This window comes from Alteromonas hispanica (assembly GCF_010500915.1).
In the GTDB taxonomy this organism is placed as follows: Bacteria; Pseudomonadota; Gammaproteobacteria; order Enterobacterales; family Alteromonadaceae; genus Alteromonas; species Alteromonas hispanica.
Genome location: NZ_JAAAWP010000001.1, coordinates 552,157 through 572,012 on the forward strand (window position 1 = coordinate 552,157; position 19,856 = coordinate 572,012).

16 protein-coding genes and 3 pseudogenes are annotated in these 19,856 nt (G+C 41.5%); 15 read left to right on the top strand and 4 right to left on the bottom strand.

The annotated features are described in order from the left end of the window. Positions 1 to 136: 136 nt before the first annotated feature. Positions 137 to 811: a nitroreductase family protein gene (locus GTW09_RS02310; RefSeq protein WP_163109732.1), complete on the top strand. Its 675-nt coding sequence runs from the start codon at positions 137 to 139 to the stop codon at positions 809 to 811. A gap of 123 nt (positions 812 to 934) precedes the next feature. After that, the gene (locus GTW09_RS02315; protein WP_163109734.1) at positions 935 to 1,618 is read left to right on the top strand and encodes a spermidine synthase; all 684 of its coding nucleotides are present in this window, start codon (positions 935 to 937) and stop codon (positions 1,616 to 1,618) included. Positions 1,619 to 1,940: 322 nt separating this feature from the next. Here the strand turns inward: GTW09_RS02315 and GTW09_RS02320 are convergent, their stop codons facing one another. Beyond that, a complete protein-coding gene (locus GTW09_RS02320; protein WP_163109736.1) occupies positions 1,941 to 2,624 on the bottom strand; it encodes a type 2 periplasmic-binding domain-containing protein in 684 nt (227 codons plus the stop codon). Between the two features lie 457 nt (positions 2,625 to 3,081). On the opposite strand from GTW09_RS02320, the gene GTW09_RS02325 reads away from it, so the two are divergent. Next, positions 3,082 to 3,324: a type II toxin-antitoxin system Phd/YefM family antitoxin gene (locus GTW09_RS02325; RefSeq protein WP_163109737.1), complete on the top strand. Its 243-nt coding sequence runs from the start codon at positions 3,082 to 3,084 to the stop codon at positions 3,322 to 3,324. Positions 3,325 to 3,331: 7 nt separating this feature from the next. Further along, positions 3,332 to 3,652, top strand: a complete 321-nt coding sequence (locus GTW09_RS02330; protein ID WP_420809535.1) for a type II toxin-antitoxin system RelE/ParE family toxin — start codon at positions 3,332 to 3,334, stop codon at positions 3,650 to 3,652. Positions 3,653 to 3,703: 51 nt separating this feature from the next. On the opposite strand, the gene GTW09_RS02335 is transcribed toward GTW09_RS02330, so the two are convergent. Further along, entirely contained in the window at positions 3,704 to 3,964 is a 261-nt protein-coding gene (locus GTW09_RS02335) for a hypothetical protein (protein ID WP_163109739.1), read from the bottom strand. A gap of 24 nt (positions 3,965 to 3,988) precedes the next feature. On the opposite strand from GTW09_RS02335, the pseudogene GTW09_RS02340 reads away from it, so the two are divergent. Then, a pseudogene (locus tag GTW09_RS02340) lies at positions 3,989 to 4,102 on the top strand (IS3 family transposase); the annotation flags it as partial. Between the two features lie 107 nt (positions 4,103 to 4,209). Here GTW09_RS02340 and GTW09_RS02345 read toward each other — a convergent pair. Then, positions 4,210 to 5,763, bottom strand: coding sequence for a hypothetical protein (locus GTW09_RS02345; protein WP_163109741.1), 1,554 nt, complete (start codon positions 5,761 to 5,763; stop codon positions 4,210 to 4,212). Between the two features lie 387 nt (positions 5,764 to 6,150). Here GTW09_RS02345 and GTW09_RS17785 point away from each other — a divergent pair. The 4 genes and pseudogenes from GTW09_RS17785 to GTW09_RS02365 form a co-directional block, all read left to right on the top strand. After that, positions 6,151 to 6,303, top strand: a pseudogene (locus GTW09_RS17785) (helix-turn-helix domain-containing protein); the annotation flags it as partial. A gap of 15 nt (positions 6,304 to 6,318) precedes the next feature. Beyond that, a pseudogene (locus GTW09_RS02355) lies at positions 6,319 to 6,534 on the top strand (IS3 family transposase); the annotation flags it as partial. A 95-nt stretch (positions 6,535 to 6,629) separates the two neighbouring features. Continuing rightward, positions 6,630 to 7,412 carry an N-formylglutamate amidohydrolase gene (locus tag GTW09_RS02360; protein WP_163109743.1) on the top strand — a complete coding sequence of 261 codons (783 nt, stop codon included), beginning with the start codon at positions 6,630 to 6,632 and terminating at the stop codon, positions 7,410 to 7,412. Positions 7,413 to 7,414: 2 nt separating this feature from the next. Continuing rightward, a complete protein-coding gene (locus tag GTW09_RS02365) occupies positions 7,415 to 7,855 on the top strand; it encodes a DUF3293 domain-containing protein (protein ID WP_163109745.1) in 441 nt (146 codons plus the stop codon). Positions 7,856 to 8,413: 558 nt separating this feature from the next. Here the strand turns inward: GTW09_RS02365 and GTW09_RS02370 are convergent. Continuing rightward, positions 8,414 to 8,614 carry a hypothetical protein gene (locus tag GTW09_RS02370; protein WP_163109747.1) on the bottom strand — a complete coding sequence of 67 codons (201 nt, stop codon included), beginning with the start codon at positions 8,612 to 8,614 and terminating at the stop codon, positions 8,414 to 8,416. Between the two features lie 772 nt (positions 8,615 to 9,386). Between GTW09_RS02370 and GTW09_RS02375 the strand changes: the two genes are divergently transcribed. The 6 genes from GTW09_RS02375 to GTW09_RS02400 all read left to right on the top strand — a co-directional run bounded on the left by GTW09_RS02375 (position 9,387) and on the right by GTW09_RS02400 (position 19,836). Further along, positions 9,387 to 9,980 (top strand): hypothetical protein, encoded by a 594-nt coding sequence (locus GTW09_RS02375; RefSeq protein WP_203565583.1) that lies wholly within the window; start codon positions 9,387 to 9,389, stop codon positions 9,978 to 9,980. Continuing rightward, positions 9,973 to 12,531, top strand: a complete 2,559-nt coding sequence (locus GTW09_RS02380) for a hypothetical protein (protein WP_163109749.1) — start codon at positions 9,973 to 9,975, stop codon at positions 12,529 to 12,531. Before GTW09_RS02375 ends, GTW09_RS02380 begins: the two co-directional genes overlap by 8 nt. A gap of 1 nt (position 12,532) precedes the next feature. Continuing rightward, positions 12,533 to 15,676: a site-specific integrase gene (locus tag GTW09_RS02385; RefSeq protein ID WP_163109751.1), complete on the top strand. Its 3,144-nt coding sequence runs from the start codon at positions 12,533 to 12,535 to the stop codon at positions 15,674 to 15,676. 121 nt (positions 15,677 to 15,797) lie between these two features. Continuing rightward, positions 15,798 to 17,909 carry a hypothetical protein gene (locus GTW09_RS02390; RefSeq protein ID WP_163109753.1) on the top strand — a complete coding sequence of 704 codons (2,112 nt, stop codon included), beginning with the start codon at positions 15,798 to 15,800 and terminating at the stop codon, positions 17,907 to 17,909. Between the two features lie 1,176 nt (positions 17,910 to 19,085). Continuing rightward, positions 19,086 to 19,523: a type II RES/Xre toxin-antitoxin system antitoxin gene (gene parS, locus GTW09_RS02395; RefSeq protein WP_163109755.1), complete on the top strand. Its 438-nt coding sequence runs from the start codon at positions 19,086 to 19,088 to the stop codon at positions 19,521 to 19,523. Between the two features lie 148 nt (positions 19,524 to 19,671). Next, a complete protein-coding gene (locus GTW09_RS02400) occupies positions 19,672 to 19,836 on the top strand; it encodes a hypothetical protein (protein ID WP_163109757.1) in 165 nt (54 codons plus the stop codon). Positions 19,837 to 19,856: the final 20 nt, after the last annotated feature.

Below are 19,856 nucleotides of genomic sequence, written 5' to 3' on the forward strand. Positions count from 1 at the left end.
TGACGTATATCGACGCAGAGCCTTCTCTTTTGCTAAAGACGCCTTATCCATTTACCCTATGGATAACAATGAGAACCAGCAATTTAGCCAAAATCTTAATAACAACAGCTAACAACGGATACTATCGGATTATTTTATGCAACCTCATGACCAGTTACCTCTACACGATTTTATAGAATATTCAGAACAAGCTATGGTGTTGCGAAGCGCTGACTTCTTAAAAACAATGCAGCGAAGACACAGTATTCGCCAATTTAGCGATCGCCCTGTAGATCAGGCCATTATCGAGAACTGCTTATTAACAGCAGGCACTGCCCCAAGCGGTGCTAATCATCAGCCCTGGTATTTCGCTGCAATTAACTCGTCATCAGTGAAGCAAAAAATACGTGAACATGCCGAAGCTCATGAGCGCGGATTTTATGAGGGGCGCGCTGGTCAGCAATGGTTAGATGACTTAAAGCCATTAGGCACAAACGCCGATAAGCCTTACTTAGAAATAGCGCCTTGGCTAATTGCTGTATTTAGTCAAAAGTTCTCAGAGACTGACGGTGGAGAAAAACAGCAGAATTACTACGTTCACGAGTCTGTCGGCATTGCTGTTGGCATGCTAATTACTGCTTTGCACAATGCCGGGCTAGCCACGCTCACTCATACACCCAAGCCAATGAACTTTTTAACCAATGTGTGTGGTAGGCCTGATAACGAACGAGCATACATGCTGATTATTGCTGGGTACCCTGCAAAAAATGCGACGGTTCCAGTTCACGCCACAAAGAAGAAATCGCTTAGTGAGATAGCGAGCTTTTTGTAATCGCAGAAGGTGATTTTGAATGCCAGTGCGTTAATTTGGATCTGACCCTGTTTATTTCTGTGCTACTCTGCGCGCCGACAATTAATTTACGCAAAAAATGCGCTTTGAAGGACAAGTCTTCACATGGTTCCATGGGTTAAATTGGGTACAGCAAAAATTCCAAACAATGGTGGTGAACTAACCTTTTCTCAGCGAGATCAGGAATTTAGTATTAGGCTTTCTGGAATTCGTGGTGAATTAATGAATAGCCGTGTATTCAATTCAGAAAAAGAGCTGTCGCAAATGGGCTGCGCGCATCTTAAATCAACACCAAACGCCCACGTTCTCGTTGGTGGTTTGGGGATGGGCTACACGCTAAGAGCAGCACTAAATGAAGTTACTGCAACCTCACAGGTTACTGTCGCCGAGCTAATTCCTGAGGTTGTTGAATGGAACAAAGGCCCCTTAGGTAACTGCGCTAAAAACCCACTTCAAGATCCTAGAACTAACGTTGTAGTAGGTGATGTTAAACACCTTCTAAATACTGGGAACCCGACTTTTGATGCGATATTGCTCGATGTGGATAACGGGCCTGAAGGCCTAACACACTCTGACAATAATTGGATTTATTCAATAGACGGTTTAGAAGACATCTATAAGGTGCTTAAACCTGGTGGCATGCTTGCCATATGGTCTGCTGGGCCTGATTATTTGTTTTCCGTTCGCTTAAAAAATGCAGGCTACAAAGTATCTACGCGTATTGCCAGAGCTCGCAAAGGAAAAGGAAGTAAGCACACTATTTTCTTGGCTAAAAAAGCCAGTAGTTGACTATGTTGCCACAGATACCATAAAACTCTTTGAAATTATTCGTATTTACTACCGTCTACCAAAATAAACACACCCGAGTTTTACAGGAAAATTAGGATGTCAAACAATAAAATACTGAGGCTCTGCTAGAAATTTTTACCTTGATTAAATCGTTAAAAGTTATACCAGCGCATAAAAAAGCTACTTTAAATCGTCACACCGTTTCCTTAACATTTTGCTTGCATTATTTATGTTTTTTAAAGTGCACAACATCAGTTCAATTAAACGGAAGAAAACATGCTAGATACAAAGATCATATCAACGCTCTTATTAACGGCTGCGTTTAATTGACGTTTAACTCGTTAAGCAGGTTGCCCCAGTCACACGTTGGGTTCATGAATAAGGTTACTGGTGTAGTCAGTATTGAGGACTGAGAAAACTCTAAGTTGTCTTTGTTAAGCTGAGAAAAGGATATGTTATCGCTGATGGCGTAATCGACGAATCCCTCCTCCACATACTTTATGCCAATTTCCTTACTTTCAACAAAAAGTACTTGAATCCCTGCGTCAAAAAACTGTTGAGCGAATGGTGAGTTTTGTCGAGTGCGCAACAGGGCCACTGACCTTCCGGCAAGAGAGCCGAGGGTTTTCCATTTGAATGGGCTGTTCGCTTTTTCGTGTGTTAAACTTTTTTTGCGTACCAGGCCAATAGTGACTTCGCTTTTAGATAATACAACGCTCATACTATCAAATTCCTCGGCTACAGGATAAAAACTTGCGCACCAATCCCCCGTTGCAATTATGGAAGCAGCCCTTGCAGGAGGGGCGTATGTTGCCCTCCACACAATACCCTTTTTCCCTAAAACTTTTTCAAGAAGCTCAAATGCGACTCCGTTACCCTCAATTTCTGAAGACGTAAATGGTGGATATTTAATAGCGATAACATCGACAGTTTTCGCACACAATGGAAGTGCACTTACAGAAAGAATTAAAGCGAAAAAAATAAAGGCAACATTTCTGCGTAACATGGGATAAACCAAGCTCACCGTTTTTAAAACGATAACACACAAGTTTTATTTTCGTCTTGTGAAAGTTTGCAAGCTGAAGTGTTTTTAAAATGACGCTAGATAAAGTTTTTAGAGAAGAATAGATGGTGCGTCTTACGCAACAAGAAGCCGAGTGCATCATTGGTGTGCTAAACCGACTAGATACCAAAGTCTCGCACTTGACACAGCTGTGCTTTTGCCTTAGTTATTGCAGCGGTTTACGACGAGGTGAAATTGCCGGTTTGCAATTTGCAGATTTTAACTCACTTGGTGATCAGTGGGGCATGTTATTAAAAGCAAACTCAAAATGCCTGGCGTTGCGAACCTGCCTTAAATACATTGCACCTTACACTCCGCACTAATCGCACGATTTAATTATATTTCACATTCTGCGCGATAAACTACAATGTTATTTTACTTCCAAACTTGGAGCTCAAGAATGCAGACATTAACAGCAAATGATGCCAAACGTAATTTCGGTGAGCTGCTGCTGAACGCTCAACGTGAGCCAGTCAAAATTAGTAAGAATAACAAAGATGCCGTTATTGTGATGTCGATTAGAGACTATGAAGAACTGGAAGCTATGAAAGCCGATTACATCAAACATTGCTTTGAGTCCGCAAAAGCAGACTTAACACAGGGCAATGTAGTTGACGGTGAAAACTTCCTAAACGCGTTGTAAGTAAAGTATGCACAAAAGTAAATATAAACTAAGTCAATTAGCACAGACTCATTTACACAAAATCAAAGATTATACCGTTAAAAACTTTTCCGATAGGCAGTGGAACGCATACAAAGACACGCCTCTCACTGGGTTTCACATGCTCGCTAAGACCCCATCGGTAGGCAGAAGCTGCAACGATTTATATAAAAATGGATTTTATTTCCCTACTGGTAAGCACACTGCTTACTTTACCAAGGAAGGCGCTTTATTTTTGTCGTTGCAGTCCTTGGGCAATCGCAATTACCACAAAATCATTTACGATAATTATCACACTCTATCACTTTGAGTTAGGATGACAGTCTTGATTGGTAAACTAACTTTTCAATATCGGGCGCAGTCACGCAGGGCATAATGGCGAAGCTTCCCGCGTGTATGCATTCAAACGAATGAAGTGAGTTAGTTGATTGCGTTGCCAGCTAACTTTATAGAGGTAGTGCTTGTGTAGTGCCTCATGGAAAGAAGACAGCGCCACATAGAGCATGTTATTATGCATTTTCGCTGGGAAAATAGCGTCGCTCACACCACTGTTTTTTGGACGAATAACCACTATCTCGGCAAACTTATCGTGCAACGCTTGCTTCTTCGGGTCAAAAACCACCCATTAATAGCCTAAATAAAGCGGCAGTGCGGGCATGCTGCTCAGCAGGATATCCTGCAATACATCACTATGTTTTATAACAGCCAAAGAATGCAGTCATACTTGGATTATAAAAGTCCAAATCAATATGAGGCTTAAATGGCTGATTGAGGAAAAGCTGCTTAACTGGGTTGTGTGAATTTGCTTGACCACGTCATATGGTGCTGATTTACGTGAAAAGGGGCTTAACGCCCCTTCTTGCAAACCTACTTAGAGTGTTTCCTCAATCGCATACTCATCAACATACAAGCAATGGACAACACGGCCAGTGTGCCAGGCTCTGAGACTGTTGCATCTACGTCATTGGATGTCGTATTAAAACTGGCTAGAAATGCAGCCGCATCCTCTATGCCTTGCATTGAAAAGTCAGCCACTGACGTTGAAAAACCGAGCTGAATAGGAAATTGATGCGTATCGTCGTCATCTTCAATGCCCGTCACTAAGAAACTAGTGATATCAGCGTCAACGAGGTGAGTAAAGTCTACTGAATCCGTGAAAAGGAAATTGCCGAGGTCAAAGACATTGTCTTCATCATCAAACCCGTACAAACCAAAATTAGCACCGAAGCCCGTAGGAAAGCTTAAAATATCGGTAAAGAAGCTGTCAGAGTCCATTGAAAACAAGTAATTTTCAAACACAATGGGGTCAAACCATGCACCGCTAGCCCCGGATGAGAACTGATAAAAACCTCGCTCGTCATCACTTACATCAGGCATGATAGGATTGGCTTGGGTGGCACCTTCGCCAAATACAATCGACGCGATAACTGAGTCCTTTATTGTTAGCGGAACGTCATCGGCTAGTGACTTTCGAGACCACAATTCTGTATTAAGTCTCAGATATTCCGCTTCGCCAGTGATTTTATAGTCAGCGCGGGATGAAGTGATGTTCTGTGCGAGCCCATTGTCACTCCGCTCCGCCATAAATTGTCTAGTGCTCGTGTTTTCTGCAACAAGGAGGTCTGTCGCCCCTCGCGTTGCTGATGTTATCTCGCCACCATCTGTACGCACGTCGATATAGTGCGTTCTATAGCCGTCATAGAAATAACCGGGCTCGGCTGAGCCATTACTTGCAGTTCCATCAGTTAAGAAGTTAAGGTGCATCGAAAATGGCGTCGAGGCTTTGTTTCCCTGTTCATCAAAAATATCAAACGCAGCATCAACACTTGTGGATGCGTCTAGTCTTGTAGTTGTTAGGTAAGAAACACGTTTTGGGCCGCAAGATGAGCCATCTGAGCCTGCATCATATACTGCGCAGCTACGGCGCGAATCCATATCTATCGCGAACAGCCGAGAGAGGCCTTCAATGGACCCCTGATAATTAAAAACGGCTCCCTTGCCTCCAGAAGTTTCTCTGAGCGAATATTGTCCGGATGCTGATGCTTCGGCAAAGTTTTCGGTAGGCTCTTGGTAGTTAAAAAACGGCTCATCTACAGTGTGAAGCGCATTAGTTTTTTCAGGCTTTGAATCAACAAGAAATGGCCGTCTTACATCATGTGTAAAGTTCGTGTGACCTATGGATACGTCGTGGGTCGCAGCGCCTTGGAGAGGGACGTCATCTCCCTGATTTGCATGAAAGGTAACGTCCGTTGATTCTACTTCACTGAGATTTTCGCCTGCACTTCTCGTCAGCGCTGCCGCTTTAACATTATGTGAAAGCGTTCTAAATTGTACGTCAATAATCGGCGCTGCTTGAACGGCGTATGGAATACATGTTATCGCTGAAACGACGAGTGATGTCGCGACTGCTTTATTCATCATTTATAATCCTTTATGTAATGTTAACAATTGACTGATATTTACAGCGACCTGTCAAAAGCAATAATTGTTCCAAATCAATAAATTAGCGGTCTGTGTGGGCTCTACATAGACTACGGAGGTCGTACCATCTGCAAAGTGTAAAAATCCTTGACAATGCGTGCCTCTAGCTGAAATTTGACTAATTAAGTGTAAAGCGAAGCTTAGTTGTCATTTTCAGTCAGCCAATAGTAGATAGGTATTTTGGCTTCAGTTCGCTTTGACCGTACCAATGGTGTTTTTAACCCCGAATTCAGATATTAAGTGCACCACTCTTGGTTAAGTGGTGAGGAGGGATCAGCGGTCTATTGATGGTACTCAGCAATATCCAAAAAAAAACGATTATTTACAATTAGTTACAAGCGGAAAATCGAGAAGCAAGAATACCAGATAGAAGCCTACTTACGCGAGGGTTTTAGTTACTGAGAAGTTGGAAATCGTTTGAAAGTGAGTCATATTACGATTAGTCGAGAGGTTCGGCGTGAAAGAATTCGAGGTATACACTGCTTTACTTACAAGTTAACAGGCAGCATGAGTAGAAAAGGTGATTGCTGGGACAATACCGTTGTAGAGAGCTTCTTCGGCACATTAAAACAAGAGCGAGTGCAATGGCGTCACTACTAGAGCCGCCATGCTTTTCAGCAAGATATCCTGCAATACATCACTATGTTTTATAACAGCCAAAGAATGCACTCATACTTGTATTATAAAAGTCCAAATCAATATGAGGCTTAAATGGCTAATTGAGGAAAAGCTGCTTAACTGGGCTGTGTGAATTTGATTGACCACGTCATATGCCCTTTTCCCTACTGAAGGATCTATCAATCATTATGAATCGCTCTAATATCCTTTTGCATATTCCTCATTCGAGTAAGGACATTCCTGATGAGCTTCGGTCACAGTTTCTCCTTTCAGATGAAGAGATAAACCACGAAAACAACCTAATGACCGACCACTTTACAGACTGGTTGTTGGCGCCTTTGCGGATACCGATTAAAAACCAAATTATTTCCCCTGTATCAAGGCTAATAGTCGATATGGAGCGTTTCAACGACGACTCACTAGAAGTGATGGCAACTATACGAATGGGCGTTGTTTATAAGAAAGGAAGTCAGCTTCAAACTATACGCCGCGAACTTTCAAGCATAGAAAAAAGAGCTTTAATCGAGCAATACTACAATCCACACCACCAAAAACTTGAGGCGCTCACCGAGTCGACACACCAAACTTATGGGCAAACGATTATAATTGATGTTCACTCTTACCCTAAAGTTGCATTACCTTACGAGCAGAACAATTTTCGTCAACGCCCAGAGATTTGCATTGGTACTTGTGAGTATCACACACCCAAAAAGCTAGAGGCATGTTTAGTTAATAGTTTTATACGTTCAGGGTTTGAGGTTGACATAAACACACCGTTTGCTGGCACGCTTATCCCGACTAAGTATTGGAATAAAGAGAAACGTGTCCTTGGATTTATGCTAGAGGTTCGTCGGGATGTATATATGGATGAAAATAGGTTTACGCTATCAAAACATAGTGATGATGCTCGGAACAAAATCTGCCAAACCGTTGAACAGGCACTAAGTACTTTCTACTCAATGGAAGATTAATAATGATAGATAAAACTCTTACTGAGATATATAAAGAAGCCAAATATGTTGTTTTGCGACCCAATGATTCTTTACAACTTAAGGTAGGGGAGCATAGTTCAGAAGTGGATGAGCTCCTCATTAAGAATGGAACTGAAAATGCCTATTTCATTACACCTGAAAACCCATTCAGTCAGTCACTTTGTGAGACTGAAAACGCATTTCGACATCAACGGTTTTTAGGAATATTGAACGACAAATCTGTCCCCTACGTTGAAGGTTATGGAACAGATGAAGATGAGGTATGGGGTAAAGAGCGCAGTTACCTCCTCTTCTCTGATGACTTTGAGTGCATGCAAACTCTCGCGGCGCACTTTGGACAAAAAGGCATACTACAAATCACTATAGGACAGCCGGTAGGGTTGTTAATGTTAGGTGAGCTTCGATACAAACAGGTATGTTGATAAAGGCGGTGTTTCAAGGTGAGCATCGCATAAGGAACATCACCAATATTCAGTTTAGAATTGAAAGCCAACAGTATCGAGCGGACCTTCGCTTTTGGATACGAAATGTGGTTAAAAACCTCTTTCCTTAACTCAAAATAGAAGTGATAGTGCCTCACTACTTTGCGCAAAATATAAGAGACGTTTCCGGCTTAAAAGCAATAGCGAGTGATAAGGGACGTTTTCTAGTAAAAAATGCTACTTTTTCGGGGGGCGATTACAATCTCATGACCCACCCATAAGGCAAAAAAAAGACGCATAGGATTGTCGACCGTCTATTAGATTACTTCCAAGGGCGCTTTAGACTCTAAAACTACTCCTCATCATCAGAGTTTTTTTGAATAGAAAGCCAATACCTAGAATTACCACCGCAGTAAGAAAGGCAAAGGGTACTGCCAATCCAGATTCGAGTATTTGCGTTAAATAGTGCATTTGTTAACCCTGAGCGAATAATTAATAGATGAAGAAGGTAAGCTGCTGGTATCGTCCCCCCTCTTGTAAGAGAAAACGCGCCAAAAGCTATTTCTTTTTTTGAGTGTCCGTCGGCTTTATGTCTTTAAACTGTTGCATAGACTTCCATGATTCTTTTTGTGTTTCCTTTCCGTGCAGTGCCAGGGGAACGATACCGTCCTTATCGAATTCAATGTGCTGTAAGTCCACGGTGTGCTTTTTATCTTTCTCAGTCATGGGTGTAACCACTTTTATATTTGCCTGTAGCATTTAGCACTACAATAGCGTCACTTCATTTTCTCGCCACTTTATGTCTAGTACGTTGCATCGTGTCTATTGAAATGCTGCAGATGTGTAGCGATACCCAATTTAGAAATTTATCTATTGCGCACTTAATTACATTTCCAATTAAGGCGCACACTATCTGCATAGCGCGTTTTTTTCAAAAACGATAAAGAGAAAAATAAGTTATGCTCATTAAGACTGATTTTACTGGCAAATGGCGTAATCGAGCGAAAGGTGAGTTATGTCATATTTTACAGAGCTATTGTCGGTAATTTCGCCACTTATGACTGTTACGGCTAGTATCGTCATATGCTATGTTACATTCTAAAGAATACTGACCAAAGTTAACGAAGGAGAAATTCATGCCAGAAGAGCTTATTTTTTTACTACCACTGAGTGTGATGATTCTCGGCGCGTTGTATATCTCACACAAACACTCGAAAAAATGAATAAATATTAAAATAGATGGTGCGTCTACCCTGATTCGAACAGGGGACCTCTACCATGTCAAGACATATATCACCAATTCCCCTTCCCTTTGCCACGCCTTTTAAAATGCACAAACATCTAAAATAAAAGGATTTTAAATAAACGAGGACCTTTATCATAACATCTTTAGGTTGATTTTCAACCTAAAAATGGTCACAATTTGGTCTCATCTAAAAGTACTTAAAACGCAGTTAAAATCACGTTTTTATAGACTCGTTTTAACTTCATTTAGGTATTGCAAAAGGTTGGCTTTTAGAGCGTAAAAACAATGAACGAATTGGAAAAAGAACTAGCTAAGTTTGATAGCAATTTGTATGACAAGAGTGAGTTGGTAGAGGTAAAGCTGAATCGACTCTCTCCGGACAGTATTATGTCCGCTATGACAAAAAGCGCTAACCCATTCGGCGCTCTGAGAACCGCTAAAGAAACCTACGAACAAACTTCACCTTTTTTAAATTTACTCTCACTGCACTCCCCTATTATCTGTTATCGAGCTAGGGGGTATTACTACGTAGTGTCAGGTTTTTTTACCTTCTTAGCATTCCAAAGATACGCTGCGCAATATCAAACGGCGTCGGAGAGAGTCATAAGAGTTTTCCTTTTAGGTAAAACACCGCCAAAGTCTCTGAGACGGTCCATCATATTGCACTCACTGAGTACAGATTTACTTTCTAAGTGCTTTATCGCAGACACAAAAAAAATAAGCTTTTATCTTCGTACTTGGTTTAATCACGACCCTGGCAAACGAAGCATTTTTCAATCTCAAGAATGGCTATCACTTTTCCCTAACCTTAACTCAGTTGAAAAAGTTGCTGAGTACTTGTCAGTATCAAAAACAGAATTGAGTCGCAGCGGTGATTAATATAGAAACCCCAACACGTGAACAAATAATCGACTTTTTCGGAAGCGATGTCGTCAACGTCGAGGAGGTAGAGATATTCCTAGAGCAAATTGAGTGCCCTATTGATTTTCGCGGTTTAGGGTTTGTTTTTGGAATCCTTGAGTATGTTAGAGGAATTTCAGGACAAAGGTGGCTCAAACTTCTTGAAATTGAGCAAAGCACTTTCGATTCACTACAACAAAAAATTATCCAAGCCCCAACTGCTAATCAGCAAATTTTATACAATAAAACAAAGGCGAAAGGCTGGTTAAGCCTTCGACCAATATATTCATTACTGTTTATATTCTATGATTATCAAGACGATAAAATGGCGTCTGCGTTACTCTCTTTTCTCAGTCACTATTTCACTCATGAGATTGAAATTAAAAGCAATCGCAGAGTAGAGGAAGCGACAAGAGCATTCCGACTATCATATACCGATCCAGATGTAGCCAATCATTTGAGAACATCAGGTTCACCAGATGCATTGGCTATGAGTGCAGCTCATGCTCGAGAGAGCATCAAAGCGTTGAATCCAAGTAATCAGAATCCTTCAAGCTTGACATACCTTTATAGCCTTGAACATTTTTATCGTTTAAATTGGACTACGCGAGTGAGACAATCCCGCGACTCGCCCTCAAAAACACGCTCTTATTTTCAAAGAACAAAGCTAGCAAGACTTCCTGGTTCCGGAAACCTTTTGACTGCATCTCTTAAAGCAAAATACTTATCGAATGATAAAACAGAGGATCCCTCTGCTTGCTTGAGCGAGGACTACCCGAGTGTGGCTATCGTACAAATTAACGAGGAGGGTGAAAGTAAAGAGAGGCATGAGCGCCCTGATACAGCTGTCATCAAAGATGAATACAAAATTGAGAAAAGACGAAGACAAATCACTAGAGACGTTAGGCGCAGTCACAACCTTCTACCGACAGACCGCGCAATTCTTCAACCTCATGAACTTCATTTGCTGTGGCATGAGTTAATATCATCATCAAGCAGCACTTACAGTGGAGTACCAGCAAACTACATTCAAAGCCTAATATGTCTAATTTGGTTCCTAGGTAAAGAGTTAGACGAACTCCTCAACATTCCTGTACATCACAACCAAAGCCATAATGAACCAGGCCTTCATGTCACCAATGCATCAACAAGTTTGATAGTCGCTCCATCTCCAACCACGAAGAACTCTCTTTCGCATAAAAGAGACCTGCTCAGAGTAGGTTCCACAGTAACGCTCTCTCTGCCTACGTTTATATGCGAAAAAATAATAGCTGCAGATATACAGATGCACGAGACTATTGGCTGCACTTACCGACTGAACACTATAAAAAGTGCGGTCGATGGTTTCCTGAAGGTCATCAATCATCGCAACCACTGTCAGATAGGTGTAACGAGGATTGAATGCTTTCTTCAAAACTTCCTAGTTGCTCAAGAGCTTCACGATCCCGTTATTCTAGAACTTCTATCAGGCAAGATATCTTACTACACAAGGGCGCCAAGGCACTATGCGTGGTACAGCGAGAGGGAAATCAATGCCCGCACTAATTCCATTTGGCAAGATGTATTAAACCAAATGATGTTTTTTGATCCTAATTTTAAACCACCCAAGCTCATGCCCTCAGTTAATACCAATAGCAACATCGATAATGAAAGCGGGATCGAACAACATATTGGAGTAGGTTCATGTTTTACGCCAACGAAGATTGCATTGCAGTCCTGGATCTCAAGTACTGCAGCACACCTAAAAACTCATTTCGAGTCTAGACAAATTACGAGGCAAATAGAAAGCCTCATTGAATATCATAATGCTTATACAACCTACACACTTGGGATGCTTCTTAGCGGAACAGGATATCGAGCCGTATGTAACCCCCTGCCCTCTTTGAGTCTAATCTTTCCAGAAAGACATACGTTATGTATTTCTGACAAAGACTCAACAAAGACCTTCTCACATATGCGAGTAATAGTCTGTCCACGCTTATTGCGCCAGCAACTTCAATTCTATCAGGTACATATAAATACCATGGCGAACCTTCTCAGTGTGGTTGAGCCTTTGCTCTCTAGACATCTATTTTCTCAACTTTCTCCTACAAATTATGTTCATTTACAAAGTAAGAGCGAGCGAATCGAGCATTTTATTACTATCAGAAATTCCGCTACCCAACTTGGCGTTTTTTTCTTGTTTAGTACACATGGCAATGAAGCAGAAGGTGAACAAAATAAACTAGACAATACGGAACAGTCCATCATACCGACAACTGTCACACCCAAAAAATTGCGTGCTGAGATTCATTTACCCATTAATTTTGGAAGACACTACATGCGAAGGTACCTTCAAACCCAAAGCGTACATCAAGAGCTGATTAAGTTTCAGTTGGGTCACTTCGTTTCGGGCGAGAACCCGTTGGAAAAGTTTTCATCTTCAAGCTACCCAGCGACCGTCTCATCGCTACAACCTATAATCGATGAAATGCTAAAAGAACTAGGTTGGAAAGCGCTTCCGTCACTACTTACGAGGCTAAGGTCTTAATATGCATAAACAAGCGTCGATATTACTTTCGACCGATGTTAAACAACAATATGCGAGTTCAGCGCAAATAAATATTTCGGACTACGTGAAGCTTTCCAAGATTAGTAGATTCGATAGGGCTGATGCAGACAAAACTATTAAAAGCGTAATCGAAAAGTTTAAACGTCATATTCGCTATGAGAACCAAAAATACGTAGCACAAACTATAAACAACTTCACAAACTCGTTGAGTAAAGGGTTCGAACTACATTTAGTTGAGTTAAGACTTGCTGAATTACTATTTTGTATCGTAGAAAAAGCGACAGAAATCAAAGCTCCTAGACTCTCCTACCCTGTTCAAATCAAACAAGATATTCCACTCGTACAACCTGACGACATAATATTATCTGCGCTACAACGCAGGCTTTATAACTTCATTGAAGCACCGGAAACACTGTCTACTTATATGAAAAGCACCTACGATCATGTAGGTATTCTCATTACTTGGCTAATGCTAAAAGAAGGCGTATCACAGCCTCAAAATGTCAGAAGTCTTTTAAATAGAGAAGTAGATATTTTCTACATTGGTACCGAATGTTTCTTTGATACCGAGCATCAGCGATTTTGGTTATCGGAGACAGCAGTTATGATGCTCAAGTTGAATTGGAATGTACGACAGCGCAGTCCCGCAAACATAGTCAACGCAATAAACAGAACGCTACATAAATTAAAGGTTACACCCTCCGAATACAAAATCAGCGCAATTATGATTCGAAGTATGCTGCGTACTGAGTTGGCATTGTCATTAAGTACAGTAGAATCGGCTATAAGGCTAAGAATATTCCCTACCACACCACTCAAAAAGTATACACTCTTCAGACTATTAAAAGGCTCCGCAGTAGAGATACCACAAAACGCCATTGTTGACAGGACTATCCCGCAACGTCAAAGCAAAGCATGGTCCGATGCTATGCTTCCAAACAAACATAAAAGAAGATACGCCAAGACTATCGTTCCTGTAGAACAAACCACTGCAGAACAATATGCTGAAGTAACCTCGTTCATAAGCCGATTAAAGGAAAAAACAACTCAAAAGAAAAGCGGCGAAATTACTACTCCACTAAAAAACGAACTGCGATCCTGGCTCGAAAAAACAGAAAATGCCATACAAAAACCTCTTATATGGTTAATACTCGCATGGGCCTATCACCTACTTGATGAAGGAGGCAAAAAAAAGGATCGTTTAAGACTCAAGACAATTTATGACTACGTAGATTACGTTGCCAAACCCTTTATTCAAGAGTTTTCAGGATGTAACATGCAAGTCATATCATCTGATACATGGGTGGCTAAGTTAAACGACGTAGTTAATGAAATCACATCTAGCAAGAAACAATTCGTGCTGTACTTTGCTGATTTTCTGATTACTAAGAACTTAGTCAAGGAAATGGATATCTCTGATATCGATGTTCCATGCACAAGATCTGGCGTGAATGCTAACATCATTACCCAACACGAAGCAGACAGGGTATGCCAACTATGCGACCTCGTGAATACACCGCTGTCAACCCTCGCCAAGCTGTATTTTTGCTTTGGGTTCTATAGTGGGTTAAGGCGTAATGAAATTTCAGGCTTACAGTTCTCAGATTTTAAGATTGGGGGTCCGCATTATGTTAGTTTACAAGTACGGCCGAATAGATTTCGTGATTTAAAGTCAGCAAAAAGTTCTCGTAACCTACCTTTAGATTGCCTTTGGCCAGAACAAAGACTGACAGAGCTTATCGACTATTTAGATGGTCAAAGGGCGCCACATGTGAATCTGAAAACCAAAGTCGTGGCAGATATCAATAAGGCAAATCAAGCCTTCAATCTACTTAGTTATATATTACGCTCGGTCACTGGCGATCAAAATTTGGTCTTTCATCACTGTCGCCATTCATTTTGCAACTGGATGATGTTGCTGTTAAATATTGAATACCTAGACAAGTTTAGAACATACCACTTTTGCGATCATCCGTATTTCAATGATGTAAATTATAAAAAGGTGGCATCACGGCTAGCTTTAACACCATGGTCAAGAAAACGGCTATGGGCAGTATCATCATTACTGGGACACACCACGCCCGAGGTGACGCTCTCATCCTACTACCATTTGTCCGAATTCGTACATCATCTTGCACTCTCCGATAACAAACTGAGTAAATCGTCGCTTAGAGAATTCTGGGCGCTTCAAGATGAGAATTCGAAATCGAGTGGGAAGCTATTAAACCCTGCACACGACATAGATTTTCTGTGTCCCAAACAAATGACTGTCTGCGAACCCAAAGCGGTACACTCAGACAACCAAACGCTTCTGAAACAGATCAACAATGCGTTTTCAATGACGAGTGACAAAGAGCTTTCTCTGTTGGATGTTTGGGAAGTTATGTTAATGCTGGCGACCAACAAGTCCCGCATGCACATAAAACAGGCTATTGAGGTTGATGATGGACAAATCAACCAAATTATCAAGATAGACGAAGAGCTTTCCAGCCGACCAGGAAAAAAGGCTAGAAGAAACCTTCCTCGCTATGCGAATGCCGCAATGCTCAAGAAAAGCGAAATCGCTAGTGTAAAAAAGTTATTAACTACGTTTAATGACCTGTGTGGAGCTACAGAGGACGGTAATCATGCACTTTGGTCGGGGATGCACGATTTGATGAGGAATCGAGTTGCATCAAAAGACTCTTTGATAAGGTCGCACAACGTAGAAGCAATACGCACCCTATTCGATCTTTTTGAAGGACTAAAGAGCGAGAGTTGGCAACTTTCATTTACTTGGTATTTCCCCTCTGAACAACAATTTGATAAAGATTTGATCAGTCAATATCGAAAGGATTTAAAATTTTGGCTTAGTGAAATAGAGAGTCGCTTTGAAAGTGAGGTCTCGACTAAAATTGTGGTACCACATAAGTTTGTCGAATACTTAAAAGCAAAGGAGCAATCAAAAGTTAAGGTCAAGGTCAGCGATGAGGGACGGTTCCTCAGTTACTTGCAGAAAGGTACCGTTAGCTTGCATTTTTTAAAGCCAAAAACAGAGTCAAATAGCACGCCAAGACGAAACAAGGCGTTTATTAGTTTTCTTTGCGTTCTGGCGATGTATGGACACTTGAATCGAGCATCGTAGCAAACGTGAAGGATTTCATCTCGAAATTAGCACGAGTCAAGTGAGAAAGTCAGTTTCACTTTGTGTTATTTAAATTTTTGTGCTTTGTTTAAATTTATCAATTGCAAATAAAGGTCGTTTTTTGAGAGCAGAACGCCAAGCAAAAGCATTTTTTAAACAGCATAAAGCTAGGGCCCTTACACCTTATCAATACAGTACAAAAGACCAGTCATTTGAGTGTCTGGTCTGCCTCGACATGTTTGATATGTCTTATGACCGCGCCAAAGCTCTCGCGAAACGCTGGAAAAGTAAAGGTAGAGAGAACTTAGATGGAGTCTGCTGCCCTTCTTGTAGAAAAAGCTGGGCGCAATCGCGAACCTTGGCATCACAGTATGCGGCTATGACGGATGAGCAACTCATAAAGCTTAGTGAAGCGGCGTATGAATCTAACACCGAAGCTTCCAATCCGAGGCCCTATTGCGACACCCCGCATTATAACGAAATGCGGCGGCGTAAAAATGAGCAAGGGCTCTCACTCGTTGACCAGGTAAACGAGCTATTAGGTAGACGACGCCAAAGGCCCGAGCTGGACAATTATACATTAGACGACTGGCGGGGCTATTTAGCAGAACGAAAATACATAAATCAGAATGCGTGGAAAAGGGCTGATTCACATGGCTTGAAAAAGTGTCGTGAATCCGGATATTTTGAGCAATTAAAAGTAGAGTTTTTTTCCAACCGTCTTCTCTTTTTATCCAAAAATGGGGGAATATTTCATTGCCAGAGCAACGAAGAAAAAATTTTCGCGCAGGTGCTCGATGCCCTTGATTTAGAATTCGAGGCGCATCCCGAATGGCCATTCTGCTTGCCGAATTCGTCCCGAAATTGTTTAGCAGACTTCAAGGCTAAGGTTAACGGGCGGGTCTGCTTTATTGAGGTTTGGTTGGTGGGTAAGCATCTCCTCAAGCCCAGCGAGTTAAACGATACTTTCTTAATGAAATACACAGAGAGGCGTGCGCTCAAAGAACAATTAATAAAACAAGCCACTGGTGTTTGCTTTGATAATTTTATTTCGATTGAGGCTAGGACACTGAAAAATCATGGGTTAGAAACCTTTTTGGAAGAGATAAAATCTGTCCTCCATGCATTGGGTGTTAACGGGCTCGAGATCATCTCTAGCAAGCTAATTTCAGAAGCAGATCAAGCTTTATGCGCTGCCAGTTCACTTGATTCAGAATGGTTACTGAATTACGCTATCAAAAATAACTTGACGCATTACACTCATTTTGAGTCTTCGTTGGAAAGAGCAATCCGCAGAAATCAAGAGCTCAAATGTGAACTTGAGCTCAAGCTGGCTGAATACTGGAGACGCGAACCGACTTCTAGATTCCTTGAGAAGCCCAACCTCGATGACGTTAAAAAGTTTATTGCTCAACGTGTCGACATCAATACTCGGGAGGCTTATCAAAAAGCGTGCGAGCGAGGTGAGCTACCTGCCGGATTTTTGCAAAACCCTGTGCAGTATTATGACGAATTAACTTGCTGGCGAGAACTATTTGGTAGGCCCTCGCTCGTAGATTATGACGAAGCCCGAGCAATCGTACGCAGGCTAGAGGTAAAAGGCAAAACTGACTTCACTCAGCGTCGCGCTAGCATTAAGGAATCATTGGATTGTAATCACCCTGATTACGACCTGCTCAAAGTGAAAGGCAACCCGGGGAACCCAATATCCGGCGGTTATCTTGAGTTTACAACCTGGTCGGACTTTACCAGTAACGTTGAAAGCATAGGGCGAAATGAGAGAAACGCTAGAAATGCTGAGTTGTTAGAGTTGGTGAAGCGGGGCACCCTATCTGAAATTGTACAAGCGCTGAAGTCTTTTAAATGTGAATCAGCTGCGGCCCTCAGGAAGGAAGTAGGTCATAAAGTGATGGATGCATTATCCGAGGTTAACACCTCGCCCTTTATTGAGTTAGCACTGTTTGGTAACACAAGGAAAAATATCAAAGACTTGTCGGCCATCGCTGCATTAGTGCCTGAAGCTGCTTTGAAAAATATTGATACCTGGGGTAGATACCGAAAAGCTAACCCTGAATTTCAAGTGTTTCCCTATCATATTGAACGTGAGCTATCAGGTAGACAGGAGGGGACATGGACTGAAGTCATTCGAATTTTAGACACAAAAAGAGCCACGTTCCCCTTGGTCAGCGAATGGATTCAGGAAGGTTTAACATTTGTAAGGAGCAGATTGTGAGGCATTCAATTGTACTAGCTCAGAATTGATGGTTACCCGTTTTTTAGGTGCCGCTGTAAGATTAGGTTTGAGCTAGATTATTCTCAGCCTAAGCCTGTTTCCCATCGATTAATGTTTCTAGTGGTGTTTTGCCACAGCACATTTTGCCTTGATGAGCCCTTTCATTGTTTTAGTAATCCATCTGCTCTGTCTCATTAAAGAGAAGCGGACAAATGCACAACAAGTAACGCGTCATATCGGTAGCGGAAAAAACGTCAGTCAATTCATCAGACGAAAACTACCATGCCCAAGGGGGCTCTGAAGGTGATCGATTGTTATCGGCATGGTAATTTCAAGAAAAAGTGCTTATATTCGTTCTGAACTAAAACGCTATTCGCGCCACTTTTTGAAACGTTTACTGTTGTGTTACTTTTTTGAATATCGAATTTGTCTTAAAAATTACTTTGAGGAGGGACAGACAATTAATGAGATTCAGCTTATCGGCACTATCTTTATTATATTAACAATTTTAGTGGTAGGCATTGGCTTTTATTGGATTGCACGTCGACATGACAAATAAATCCTGTTGCAAAGAGTAAGTTAAGAAGGAACATACAAGACAGCTTAAATAGCAAACCTCTATATGTATTAGTCTCGAGTTTCCTGACAGGAGTGAACCAATAACGGTGCAGAATGTGGTATCAATAAGTGCCTTTTTATGTATTTTTGGCTGCGCTGTTCATCTAGTGTGAATGTCCAATAAAATAATCGAAAGCGAAGTACTCGCAAACTGACATCGCACTATTTTCTTCATTAATATTAGCCTTATACAGCTTGAGTACATGGAAGTATATCAGTATGAAATTTTACGATACTCCGAATGCCTCTCCCGACTATATTAAATTGAAAGAGTGGCCTTTCGGATGTTCAGTTGCCATACTTCGTGACAGTACTGCTATTCCCAAAGACATGGGATAGGCAATAAGTAAAATTCACAAATGTAACCCTTAAACACTAGAAGGACAGCGGGTTTATAAAGCGGTGTACGTCCCGATGTAGAACTTCAGATTGTATACTGAGTATATAAGTTAGGGAAAAATAGGTTAATATAGGCCTATTCAACAAATGCGAATACTCGCCGTCAGCTGGACTTTTGAATCACATTTTTTGCTGTAACACGTATTGTGGGAGTGCATCATGTTAACGTACACGCGCGACAGAGGGAAAAAGCAGACTATATGGGATATCATTGACATCCCCCAGAGAGGTCGCCAGCTTCAAGAGGCCATAGCAAGAGGTCTACCCTATTCCATCTTTTTGCGCATCGCACATTACGCTGAAATGACCAATGCAGAATTGGTTGGGTTACTCGGGATTTCAGTATCCACGCTACGTCGTCGTGCAAATGCTGGAAAGTTGAGTGTTGGTGAGAGCGAAAAAATAATTCGCCTTATTCAGATGATGAATGCAGGGTTAACGCTTTTTGATGGCAGTAAAGAGAAAGCGTTGTCATGGCTAAAGTCTCCCTCTCGTGGATTGAATGGCATTCAGCCTATCACGATGATATCGACATTCGCGGGAACAAACGAGGTTCTGGCGTTGACTGGTCGTATAGAGCATGGTGTGTATTGTTAGTTAGAACGCGCTATAATGTATGGTAGCGAAAGACAGCACAAGGCTAGTACGTCATTGTTATATTCGCTGAATTTTGACCAATTTAGTAGAAAAGTTGCCTTCGCTCGAGCGACAGAGCATCGATTGAAACAGTGTTTAAAGGTGTACCATGGCAAGAGTGTCGAGAGTTCCATTGAGCTTCATCTTATCAAGCAAAAATCCACGGCCTGAAGATAAGGCTCGATTGGATAAGTTTATGAGCACGTTCAGAGAGCGTTCAAAAGAAAAGATCGCGAGAGAATTTCCTCATCTTCCAGAGGCTAAAATTGACTAAATTGTTAAAGTTAAATGGCC